General features: G+C 70.6%; 8 protein-coding genes and 1 pseudogene. 7 read left to right on the top strand and 2 right to left on the bottom strand.

From position 1 onward, the window contains the following. The 6 genes and pseudogenes from LzC2_RS04235 to LzC2_RS04210 form a co-directional block, all read left to right on the top strand. Positions 1–2,826: pseudogene (locus LzC2_RS04235) on the top strand (hypothetical protein); the annotation flags it as partial. Beyond that, positions 2,823–3,863 carry a pseudouridine synthase gene (locus LzC2_RS04230; protein ID WP_171184095.1) on the top strand — a complete coding sequence of 347 codons (1,041 nt, stop codon included), beginning with the start codon at positions 2,823–2,825 and terminating at the stop codon, positions 3,861–3,863. The pseudogene LzC2_RS04235 and the gene LzC2_RS04230, both read left to right, overlap by 4 nt. Next, positions 3,860–4,762 carry a dihydroorotate dehydrogenase electron transfer subunit gene (locus tag LzC2_RS04225; protein WP_171184093.1) on the top strand — a complete coding sequence of 301 codons (903 nt, stop codon included), beginning with the start codon at positions 3,860–3,862 and terminating at the stop codon, positions 4,760–4,762. The genes LzC2_RS04230 and LzC2_RS04225 overlap by 4 nt, the downstream gene beginning before the upstream one ends. A gap of 92 nt (positions 4,763–4,854) precedes the next feature. Continuing rightward, the gene (locus LzC2_RS04220) at positions 4,855–5,472 is read left to right on the top strand and encodes a 3-keto-disaccharide hydrolase (RefSeq protein WP_171184091.1); all 618 of its coding nucleotides are present in this window, start codon (positions 4,855–4,857) and stop codon (positions 5,470–5,472) included. Then, positions 5,465–6,859 (top strand): alkaline phosphatase family protein, encoded by a 1,395-nt coding sequence (locus LzC2_RS04215; protein ID WP_171184089.1) that lies wholly within the window; start codon positions 5,465–5,467, stop codon positions 6,857–6,859. Before LzC2_RS04220 ends, LzC2_RS04215 begins: the two co-directional genes overlap by 8 nt. Positions 6,860–7,084: 225 nt before the next feature. Beyond that, complete coding sequence (locus tag LzC2_RS04210; RefSeq protein ID WP_171184087.1) at positions 7,085–8,266, top strand: hypothetical protein; 1,182 nt, start codon at positions 7,085–7,087, stop codon at positions 8,264–8,266. Here LzC2_RS04210 and LzC2_RS04205 read toward each other — a convergent pair. Continuing rightward, positions 8,229–8,627 carry an acyl-CoA thioesterase gene (locus tag LzC2_RS04205; RefSeq protein ID WP_171184085.1) on the bottom strand — a complete coding sequence of 133 codons (399 nt, stop codon included), beginning with the start codon at positions 8,625–8,627 and terminating at the stop codon, positions 8,229–8,231. The genes LzC2_RS04210 and LzC2_RS04205 overlap by 38 nt on opposite strands. Before the next feature lie 25 nt (positions 8,628–8,652). Further along, complete coding sequence (locus LzC2_RS04200) at positions 8,653–10,311, bottom strand: amidophosphoribosyltransferase (protein ID WP_171184084.1); 1,659 nt, start codon at positions 10,309–10,311, stop codon at positions 8,653–8,655. A gap of 302 nt (positions 10,312–10,613) precedes the next feature. Between LzC2_RS04200 and proB the strand changes: the two genes are divergently transcribed. After that, positions 10,614–11,705 (top strand): glutamate 5-kinase, encoded by a 1,092-nt coding sequence (proB, locus tag LzC2_RS04195; RefSeq protein WP_315854526.1) that lies wholly within the window; start codon positions 10,614–10,616, stop codon positions 11,703–11,705. Positions 11,706–11,869: the final 164 nt, after the last annotated feature.

Genomic DNA, 11,869 nt, shown 5'->3' with positions numbered 1-11,869 from the left:
GCGAACGACCGACTGGCCGCGGCGCTCTCCTCCCCCGCGGCGGCAGCGGGACCGATGCGCGATCGCCTGCTGAGGGGAGCGAACCTCACGCCGCCGGCGCCCCTCCCCGGACGCCTGCGGTGGGCGATCGCGACGCTGGCGCTTTGCTTCGCGACGGCGGGCGGCTGGCTGCTCGTCGCTCCCTCCACCGCCGCCGCGGCCGCCGCCCGTCTGACCGGGACCGCGGGAGAAGAACAGTTACGTTTGGAAATCGCCGGGCGACTCGTTCCGCGGGGCGTCGCGGAGATTCGGGTCGCCGCGGGACTCGATGCGACGGTGCGGGCCGTCGGCGTCGACGGCCGCTCGCCCGGGGCGATTCGTTGGCGGGCCGCCGGCACGGTGCCGACGCCCAACGGCCCCGGCGCCGTGCGGCTGACGGTCGGCGAGCGCCCGGCGATCATCGCGGCCGCGGCGGATGGCTTTCGTTCGACGCTCCTCACGCTGCGTCCGATTCCCGCGCCGGTCGTCGCGGAGTTCCTGACCACGGTCGAATCGCCGAGCGGTGCGATCTCGCCGGCGCTCTCTCCCACCGTCGTCTCGGCCGAGCCGGCGGATCGCGTCCGCATCAAAATCACTCCGTCTCGCCCGGCCGAGATGCGTCTGGTCGTCCCGCCAGACGGGCCGACCGCCCGTCGGAACGGCGACGGCTGGACGCTGGCGGCGCTCCCCCCCGGCGATTGGCCGGTGGGCGTCGTGCTGACCTCCCGCGAGCGGCCCTTCGTCTCCGCCCCCGCCGGCGACGCCGCTTCGGTGCGTCCCCTGTTCACGCTGCGGGTGAAGGCCGACGCCCCGCCTCGCGTCGACCTCACGTTGCCCGCCGAGGGCGCCACGGTCACCCCCGACGGGTCTTTGCCCGTCGCGGCCCGTGCGGAGGACGACCGCTCGGGGCTGCGAATCGAGGCGATGGTCGACGGCCGAGCGGCGCTGACGGCGGAGGCCGGTGAGAAACTCGCGGTCGCGCTGGACGGTTCGATCACAGCGCCGGCGGATGTGCCGGTCGGGGGGGACTTCGTCGTGCTCGCCGCCGCCAACGACAGTAGTGGACGCCGAACCGAGACGGAGCCGCGGAGGGTGCGGGTGGTCTCTGAAGAGGAGAAACGCGCGGCGTTGGAATCGGCCGTTCCCCCGATCGCCGACGCATTGAGCCGGGCGGCCCGTGACGCCGAGGACCTGGCAAACCGGCTCGCCGCCGGCGGCGCCGTCGAGCCGGCGGAGATACGCCGTCGGCTCGACCGGCTGGACGCGACGTTCGCCGCCCCGGTGCGCTCCCTCATCGCGGAAGCCCGGGCGAACACGGTTCCCCCCGGCCCGCGGCTGACGGCGGCCGAACGTGAACAACGTGACGGGCTGCCGGCGGCGATCGTTACGGCCGATCAGCTTCGCACGGCGCTGCGGGAGGGTAGAACCGACGGCGCCGGCGCCGCGGAGCGATTCGCGGAGCGGCTTGCCGAAAGCGCCGATCGGCTGCGGAAAGCGATCGCCGCCGCGGACGGGACCGCGACCTCTGACGCGCTCAAGGCCGAACAGATCGCGCTGACCGAGCGGACCGTCGCCGCGGTCGGCGGAGCGGAAGCCCCGGCGAATCTGACTGATGAGCAACGCCGGATCGCCGCGGCGCTGGGTGCCCTCCGCGACGGCCCGGCGGCCGGTGCGCTGCGAGCGGCGGCGCGTGAATTGACCGCGGGAAGGCCTGCGGAGGCCGTTGTTCGGCAACGCGAAGCGCTCGCGGTCTGGGACGAATCCCTGGAGAAGGCCGCGTCCGGCGGTTCGTCCCCCGCACGCACCAGAGCCGCGATCACCGCGCTCGCCTCCCGGCAGCGGGCCGCGGCGGCGGCCCTGCAAACGTTGATCGACGACGGCCTCGTCGGGCGCCGTGCCCTGCGGGAGCTGCGTCGCATGGGGGACGAGGAGGAAGCCGTCGTCGCGGAGTTGAACGAACTCATCACCGCGACCGACCCCGCGACCGGAGCGGCGCTGCGGGCGTCCGCTGAGGATGCGGGCGCGGTCGTCGTCGGCGTGACGGACCGTCGGTCCGCGGAGGAGTTGTTCCCCCTCGCCGAGCGCGCCGCGGCTCGATTGGAGGCGTTGGCATCTGCCGCCCAAGCCGCCGCTCCCGAAGCGTCGGCTGCCGATCCACCTTCTCCCCCCGAGGGCGACCCGACCGACGGGGACTCACCAGACCTGACGACGCTCATCGGCTGGCAGCGGTTTCTGAGGGAGCGCACGCTCTCGGACTCCCCCGATCTCCCCGCGCTTGCCGGGGAGCAGCGGAGCCTCGCGGCGCTCCTGCCGAGCGAGGCGCCGGTCGGCGTCGCCGCGACGGAGGCGGCGGATCGGCTCGACGAGGGCGATTCCTTCGCCGCCGCGGACCGACAGCAGGCGACGCTGCAACTGTTGGAATCGATGATCGAAGAGGCGAAGTCGGCCGCGGGGGCGTCCGCATCGCCGACGGACGCGGACGCGGGTACACTGCCCGACGCGGGGACGTCCGCTGCGACCGCGCCGGACGCCGACGCAGCCGGCGCCGAAGGATCGACCGCGGGGGCGGGCGGCTCGTCCACGGGCAAAGGGTCCACGGGCACAGGATTGCTCCCCGCCGGCGTCGCAGACGGACCGACGTTCCCCTGGGGCCGACTGCCGCCCCGGTTGCGGGAACGGCTCGCCGACGCCGCCGATCTCTCCGCCGCCCCCGGCTTCGCCGACCTCACAGCTCGCTATCGATCGCTCCTGGGCGAGTCGATCGCTTTGCCCCCACTTCCCTCCTCCACGCCCGACTCCTCCCCGTGACCGCCTCGTCCCGCCCCGCTGATCCTCGCGCCGGCGGCCCGAGCGGTCCGTCGTCCTCCGGGGGATCGGTTCCGCCGCCCGTCGTGCCGGCGCCGCCCACGCCGGGGCCGCCGAAGGAAGAGGATGCGATTCGCCTGCAACGCTTTCTCGCCGCCGCCGGCTTCGGCGCCCGGCGGGAGTGCGAGGAACTCATCACCGCGGGCCGGGTGACGATCGAAGACGAAGTCGTCACGGAACTCGGCACGAAAGTGGTGCCGGGCGAACAGGAGGTGCGCGTCGACGGGGAGCGGGTGAAGGTCGCCGCCCGGAAGTACTACCTGCTGAACAAGCCGGCCGGCGTGCTGTGCACCAACCGCGACCCGCACGGCCGGCCGCGGGCGGTCGATCTGGTGGAAGCGGGCGACACGCGGCTGTTTACCGTCGGTCGATTGGACGAACACAGCCGCGGCCTGCTGATCGTTACCAACGACGGAGCGCTGACGCAGAAGCTGGCTCATCCGTCGAACCGGGTGATCCGCAAGTATCGGTTGCAGGTGGCCGGCGTCCCGAAGCCGGAGACGCTGCGGGAGCTGCGGAAAGGTCTGCACTTCGAGGAGGGACTGTTCCGCCTCAACACGGCGAAGCGAATCAAGACGCACGGCAGCAGCGCCACGGTCGAGGTGGAACTCGCCCAGGGCCGCAACCGCGAGATTCGCCGGTTGTTCGCCCGGGTGGGACACAAGGTGATGCAGCTGGAACGGGTGCAGTTCGGCCCGCTGAAGCTGGGCGATCTGGCGCCGGGGAAGTTCCGCCAACTGACCCGCGAGGAAGTGAAGGCGCTTCAGAACCTCAAGCCGGAAGACGCAGACAAGGCTCCGCACGCGATCGGTCGGTCGGCCCGCGCGAAACGGCCGGGGAACCAACCGCCGAAGGGCTTCGGCGGCAAAGGTCGCGGGGGGTTCGGCGGTAAGAAGGGCGGATACGGCCCGCCGGACAAGAAGGGGCACCGCGGCGGGATGGGCGGCGGAGCGCGCCCGAGCGGACGAGGTCGGCGATGAGCGGTCCTCACGCTCCCGCCCATGAGCCGCTCGCCCATGAGCCGCTCCCGCATGCCGACGCGGTCCAGACGATCGCGACGGTCGGCCTGCAGGAACGCATTGCCCGGGACACGTTCCGCCTCGTGCTGGAGTGCCCGGAGATCGCCGCTCGGATCGAACCGGGGCAGTTTCTCATGCTGCGTCTGCCCGGCCGGGACGATCCGCTGCTGGGCCGCCCGTTTGCGCTCTACGACGTGGGATCGGACGGCACATCGTTTTCGATCGGGTACGTCGTCATCGGCAAGATGACCCGGTTGATGACCGAGCTGCGGGCCGGCGATCAGGTCGAGCTGTGGGGTCCGCTGGGCAACGGCTTCCCCAAGCCGCCCGAGTCGAACGCCGGGCCGACGTTGATGGTCGCCGGGGGCATCGGACAAACGCCGTTCCTCGCCGCGGGGCGCGAGATCCTCGGCGCCGCGGCGTACGGCGAGCGCGGTCGGTTCGAGGCGTCGGCCCATCCTCCCGAACTGCTGTACGGCGCGCGATCCGCCGAGTACGTCGCGGAAGTCGATCGGTTCACGTCGCGGGGCATTTCGGTCTCCGTGGCCACGGACGACGGTTCGGAGGGCCATCACGGCTATGTGACGGAGTTGCTGGAACGCCGTCTCCATGCGGACCCCCGACCGGCGCGGGTTCTCACCTGCGGGCCGGAGCCGATGATGGCGGCGGTCGCCAAGCTGTGCGAAGCGGCCGGCGTGCCCTGCTGGGCGAGCCTCGAAAGCCCGATGGCCTGCGGGTTCGGCGCCTGTTTCTCCTGCGTGGTGCGGGTGAAACAAAGCGACGCCGCGGAAGGCTGGGACTACCGCCGCAGTTGCCTGGAAGGTCCGGTGTTTCGGGCGGAGACGCTCGTCTTCGATTGATCCGAGCCACGCCCGCCGGCGCCGTTTGCGGCCCCCCCCACGGTGCGTCACACTGACGAAACTTGCCCCTTCCTCTCAAGAATGCTCGACGAATGACGCCGCTCGCTCTCTGCCTCGCTCCCCTCTGCCTCACCTTGGGGGCCGCCGCCCCCGATCACCATGAAGAGGCCGAGGACGGCTGGGTCTCCATGTTCGACGGCAAGACGCTGGACGGGTGGAAGATTAGCGAAAACGGCGCCTGGGCCGTGGAAGACGGCGCGATCAAGGTGAGCGGCAACCGCTCCCACCTGTTCCACGGCAAAGAGCTGACCGATTTCGTCTTCGAATGCGAGGTGAAGACGACCCCCGGCAGCAACTCCGGCATCTTCATCTGCACGAAGTATCAGGATGAAGGCTGGCCGACGCAGGGCTATGAGGTGCAGGTGAACGTCTCGCACAAAGACCCGGTGAAGTCCGGCTCGCTGTACAACACGGTCAAGCGATTCGACGCCGGCGTGCCGGATGACGAGTGGTACACGCAGCGGATCGAAGTTCGCGGCGACAAGGTGCGGGTCTCGATCAACGACGAACTGCTGTACGAGTTCGTCGAACCGCCCGGCGTGACCATCCCCCGGAAGCTGGGCAAGGGCGTGATCGCGTTGCAGGCCCACGACCCGAACAGCGTCGTTTACTTCCGCAATCTGAAATACAAGGACCTTTCCGGTGAGTGACGGACCCGTTCAACCCGGCCCGATCGGCAAACGCTGCGTCGTGCTGTCGATTCCGGGCCTGCGCGAGCGGGATCTCGCGGGGATGCCCCGGCTGACCTCGCTGATGAAGGCCGGGGTGACGGTTCCGCTGGAGCCGGACTTCCCCGCCGTCACCTGCCCGGTGCACGCGGCCCTGACGACCGGGGCCGCGGCGTCCGAGCACGGGATCACCGCGAATGGGTTCTATTGGCGCGATGGAACGGACGTCCCGGAGCGCTCCAAGCCCGGCACGGTCGAGCTGTGGACCGCTTGGGACGCTGCCGTGCAGAGTCCGCGAGTCTGGGATCGGCTGAAGGACGCGGACGAATCGCTGACCTCCGCCGTCTGGTTCCCGATGCCGGCGAAAGGGGCGACCGCGGAGACGATCTGCACCCCGGCGCCCATCCACAACCCGGACGGTTCCGAGTCGCTGTGGTGCTACACCAAGCCGACGGAGCTGTACGGCGAGTTGATGGGCGAGTTGGGCCACTTCCCGCTGATGAACTTCTGGGGGCCGTTGTCCGCCGTGAAGAGTTCGCAGTGGATCGCGGACTCCGCCGTCCTCGCCCAGCGGACGCATCCCACGCGGTTTGCGTTCATCTATCTGCCGCACCTCGACTACGGCGCCCAGAAGTTCGGCCCGGACAGCCCGGAGCACGACAAGGCGGTCGGCGAGTTGGACGAGGTGATCGGTTCGCTCGCCGCGGGCCTCAAGGAGGCCTTCGCCGGAGACGAAGCCACCTGGATCGTCGCCGGGGAATACGCGATCACGCCGGTCAGCGGGCCGGTGTTCCTGAACACGGCGCTGCGAGACGCGGGCTTCCTCACGGTCGAGGAACGGGACGGGCATGAGTACCTGAACCCGGCGACCGCCGGCGCCTTCGCGCTGTGCGATCATCAGCTCGCGCACATCTACTTGGATGATCCCAGTCAATCAGCGCGGGTGATGGCGGCGCTGTCGCAGATTGACGGGATCCAGTCGATGTCCGCGAAAGAGGGGCGCGGACCGATGGGCATGGACCATCCGCGAGCCGGCGACATCGTCGTCACGGCCGACCCGGATCGCTGGTTCGCCTACTACTGGTGGACGGACGAAGCGAAGGCGCCGCCGTTTGCCCGGACGGTCGATATCCACCGCAAGCCGGGTTACGACCCGGTCGAGATGTTCCTGAAGCCGGGAACCCGCGAGACGCCGCTGGACGCTTCGCTGGTGAAAGGCTCCCACGGCCTGACGCGGAAAACCGGCGGCGGGGCGGCGACGGATACCGTGCTGCTGATCTCCGACCCGGACCTCCGCCCCGCCGGCGGGCCGGCCCGGCACGCGGAGATTCCGGATCTGGTGTTCCGCTGCCTGACCGACGTCTCGTGAAGACCGAGGCGGGTTTCTGAGGGCGCATTGAAGCGTGGCGGCTTCGATCAACGCTTGCGGTTTCGCGGCTCCCGGCTGCTCTCGGGCGCTGCGAAACCGCCAGCGAAGCCCGGTTCCCGGAGAGAGCCGTGATCCCGCCCTGGCGCTCTGTGAGCGACGGCCGGTCCTGCGGGCGCACGGCGGCGGAATGATCTCCGGGGGCGGCGGGCGCCGATTCGTCCTCACATGGCCGCCCCCCCGACCGCCGCGATCCCGCCGGAGTTCGCGAACGTGCTGCGCGACGGCACGAACCGCGAGCGGTTGGAGATGATCCAGTCGCGCGCCTCCCTCTCCGACGCGGTCGATCGCGAGTTGCGCACCGCGGTGCGCGGTTGGGACACGCTGCTCCGCTTGATCTGGCGTCATCCCGATCCCGCGGTTCGCGTGGCGGGGCTGAATCTGGTTGCGGACGCGGGCTTGCTGGGCGAGGGGAGCGCCGTCTTGGAAGCGCTCTCCGATGAACGGGCCGAGGTGCGGGAAGCGGCCACCTCCGCCGCCGCCGCGCTGGCCGAGGCGGCGGGCGCCGCGATGCGGACCGACGGAAGGGACGACCCGGGCCGGCAGGCATTCGTCGCGGCGTTGGCGGCCCATCTTATCGCGGACGGACCGCAGTCGGAGGCGGCGGCGGGTTGGCTGACGATCTCCGCGGCGGCGGGAGACAAGGAGCTGATCGCCGTCTCGGACGACCCGATCGCGGGGCCGAAGTTCGACGCGGCGCTGCAATCCGTCCGTCACCCGGGGACCGCACGCGCGCTGCTAAGCCTGTTGAGCTTGCGGCGGCCGCCGCGGTCCGCCGTGCGGGCGGCGGGACGGACGGACCCGGAGTTTCTCATTCCGCTGTTGAAGACGGTCGCGCGGGCGGGCGCCGGCTCGCTGCCGGGATTGCCGCCGCTGGAGTGGTTGGCATCGCCGCAGGAGGCGCTGCGGACCGTGCCCCGCAACCTGCAAACCGCGATCGAGGAGTTGGCCGACCGGGTGTGCGAACCCGGCCGCAGTCGGCGGGCGGTCCGGCTCTGGCTGATCGCCCGGGGGACCGCGGCGGGGCGGCGGGCGGCGGAACCGGTGCTCCGCGAGTTGCCCGCGGACGCCCGTTGGGAGGCGCTGACCACGGCGCTGCACTCGTCGGACGTGGACGTCGTCGCCTGGGCGACCGAACTGCTCGTCGTGCATCGCGTGCCGGGTTGGCCGCGGCTTCTGCTGGCGCTGTCCGACCATGAAAGCGGCGCCGTCCGGGCCGCCGCCGCCGCTGCGCTCCGGGACGCCGCCGATCAACCGGGCGGTCGCCCAAGACCGCCGCGGTTCGCCTCGTCCCGCTCCGCTGGCAGCGGCGCTACATCAGATCGGCGAGCGACGGCAGCGCTTCGCTGACCCGGTGCACCTTGCCGCCTGAGTCCACGCAGGCCAGCACGGTGCGGCCGGTGGCGACGAGAGTCTCGCCGCGACGCAGTTCGTAAGTGTGCTCCAGCTTCGCCGGGGTGACGCGATCCACGGTTGTGGTCAGCGTCAGCAGTTCGTCGTAGCGGGCCGGGGTGCGGTACTTCACGTTCGCCTCGACGACGACGAGAAACCGCCCGGCCTTCTCCACGTCGGCGTAGCTGCCGCCGTCTTCGCGGAGGGCCTCGGTGCGGCCGATCTCGAAGTAGATCAGATAGCCGGCGTGATGCAGCACGCCCATCGCGTCCGTCTCGGCGTAACGAACGCGGATCTCGGTGGTGTGGGAGCGTTTCACGGCCGGATTTCCTGAAAACGTCCTGTCAGGAGCACTGCGCGGCCGCCGCGTAGGTGCGGCCGTCGCCGGCGCCGGGGTTGATCGCCAGCTGGTACAGCTTGCGGCCCTGCGGCGTCGGATAGTTGCGGTCGATGCAGGCTTGGCAAAGGCTGTTCCGACTCATCCGAATCGAGGCCGCGATGCTGTCGACCGGCAGATAGCGGAGCGAATCGGCCGTCAGATCCTCCGCCATGGCCCGTTCGATCTCCGGGCTGAGTTCGCGGGGCGGCTCGTCGGGACGTTCGAGGAACGCCGGGGCGAACAGCTCGCCGATGGTGCTCATGTCGATGCCGTAGAAGCAGGGCGCCACGATCGGCGGACAGGCGACGCGAACGTGCACCTCCGCCGCCTTGCCGCGGTCGCGCAGCTGGTCGATCAGCGCCCGCATCGTCGTGCTGCGGACGATCGTGTCCTCCACCAGCAGCACCTTCTTCCCCGCCAGCACTTCCGGCAGCGGGGTGTATTTCAGACGGGCTTTGTCGGCTCGATTCCCGCCCTCGATGAACGTCCGACCGACGTAGCGGTTCCGCAACAACCCTTCCAAGCAGGGCACGCCCAGCCGGTAGGCCATCGCGTCCGCGGCGGCCTTGGCGGTGTCGGGGACGGGGACGACGATCGTGTCCTCGTCGGGGATCAGTTGCTCCTGATCGGCCAACGCCTCGCCGAGGTGCTTGCGAACGGAGTACACGTCGCGGTCGTCCAGATTGCTGGCGACGTTGGCGAAGTAGATCCACTCGAAGAAGCAGTGGGCGGTCTTCCGGTCTTCCGTGGGCGGGGGGGAGGCGAATCGCTCCGTCTCGACCCGGCCCCCACGCACGCTGACCACCGTGCCGGGTTCCACGTCCCGGATGCTCTCGTGCCGGAAGCCGAGGTTCGCCAAGGCCACCGATTCGCTGGCGACGGCGAACATCCGCCCTTCACGGGCCCAGCACAGCGGCCGAATGCCCAGCGCGTCGCGGGCGGCGAACATCTCGCCGAGGGCGTTGAGAAACACCAGGTTGTACGCCCCGTCGAGGCGCTCCCCCACGCGGGCCATCAGCTCCGCCGGGGAGACGTACGGGTCTTCGGAGAGTTCCTTCGAGAACAGGTGCAGCAGGATCTCCGTATCGGTCTCCCGCGAGAGATGCCGGTCCCCGGTGGCGAGGATCTCTTCCCGAAGCTCCGCGTAGTTGGACAGTTGCCCGTTGAAGCCGAAGGCGAACCACTTGCGAAGTTCGAGGTGCCGACGCTCGAACGGTTGGGCGTAGCTCGGATCCTCCGGCCCGCAGGTCGCATAGCGGACGTGGCCGATGGCGGCGACGCCGGCGTGCTGGTTCATCAGGGATTGGTACTTCGGCTCCCGATTGAGCCGAAAGACCTCCGTGACGCTGCCGACGTCCTTCAGCGTGGACAGCACCGCCGCCCGCTGGGGGTTGAAGGAGGTCATCCCCGCCGCGAGCTGCCCGCGGTTCTGGATGTCCAGCAGCACCCGGGGGATAAGCCGGCTGGTCTGCTCCGGCCGAGGGACTTTATCGACGTACGGAACCAGCGGGCTGGGCGCGGGGTCGCCGGCCTGATTCCAGTCGGGAGGGCCGTCGCCGGCCTCCGGCTCCGGGGGGAGATGGTAGACCGCGGCGAGGCCGCACTCGTGATGCAGTTCCGCCATGGGGAAAGAATCCGCCCTCGGCGGGTCGGAACGTCGTTCGGAGCGCGGTGGGAGAAGCTTGGACCGGACCATTCGGGGACCGGGCCGGGCAGCGCTATCCTACCGTTCGCCGCCGCCGCGGCTACGTCGCCTCGGCCGTTCCCCCGTCGAGGACGAAGGAACGTCCGCCCTGATTCCCGTGAACCCCGCGTTTCGTCATCGTCCAACCGTTCGCCCCCCCCGCCGACCGTACACCTCCTTCCACGGATGTCCCGCACGCGGACGCCGCCGATGAACTCGGCCGCGTCAAGCGGACTTTGGTGGTGAAAGTCGGCACGAACGTTCTCAGCGGGCCGGACGGTCGGCCGAACCGGGAACGGATCGTGTCGCTGTCCCGCCAGATCGCCCGCGCCCGGACGAACGATCGCGCCGTCGTGCTGGTCAGCAGCGGCGCGGTCGGGGCGGGACTCGATTTATTGGGGCTGGATCGCCGGCCGACCGACCTGGCCCACCTCCAGGCGGCCGCCGCCGCCGGTCAGGCGCGGCTGATCCGCTGGTACGACGAATCGCTGCGAACCCACGGCTTGCGGGCCGCCCAGATCTTGCTGGGCGCCGACGACTTCCGCGATCGCACCCGCTACCTCAACGCCCGCAACACGCTGGCGACGCTGCGGGAGTTCGCCGCGGTGCCGATCGTCAACGAGAACGACACGGTCTCCACCGCGGAGATTTCTCTCGGCGACAACGATCGTCTGGCCGTGATGACCGCCGGCCTCGTGCCGGAGCCGCTGTTGATCCTGCTGACCAGCGCCCCGGGCCTGTGCGACGGCGATCCGGAGAAAGACGGGAACGTCATCTCCCTGATCGAACGCTGGGACGACGGCCTGTTCCGCCTCGCCCGCTCGACCGGCACGCGGCTGGGCACCGGGGGGATGGCCTCGAAGCTGGAAGCCGTCCGAGATGCCGCCGCCGCGGGGGTGGACACGATCCTCGCCGACGGGCGGGAGGACGACGTGCTGGACCGGATCGCCGACGGGCAGCCGGTCGGCACGCTGATCCGCGGCGAGCCGGGCGCCCCGACGGCCTGGAAGCGCTGGATCGGTTTCACGCTGCTGCCCGCCGGCGAAATCACCGTCGACGCCGGCGCCGTCCGCGCCCTGACCGAACGCGGTCGCAGCCTGTTGCCGATCGGCGTAACCGACGTCGCCGGCGAATTCCCCCGGGGCGGTCCGGTGCGGATCCTGACCGTCGGCGGACGGGAGTTCGCGCGGGGGCTGTCGAACTATTCCTCCAACGAACTCCGCCGCGTCGCCGGCCGTCGCACCGATCAGATCGCCGAACTCCTCGGCGGCGTGCCGGACGACACCGTCGTCCACCGGGACAACCTCACCCTCACCCGCCCCGCCGCCGGGTGAGACGCTGTTTCAGACCCGTCTCACTGATACCAGCCCGACGCGCAAGCGTCGGCCGTGCGTGGTTTCGATCCCCTGTGCGGGGCGATTCCGCCGGCTGCGCCGACGGCCGACGCTCGCGCGTCGGGCTGGTATGGAAACAGTTTTTGAGCGGGGGCGAGCGGGAG

This window comes from Alienimonas chondri (genome assembly GCF_013036045.1).
GTDB lineage: Bacteria > Planctomycetota > Planctomycetia > Planctomycetales > Planctomycetaceae > Alienimonas > Alienimonas chondri.
This window is presented reverse-complemented; position numbering and strand designations above follow the sequence as displayed.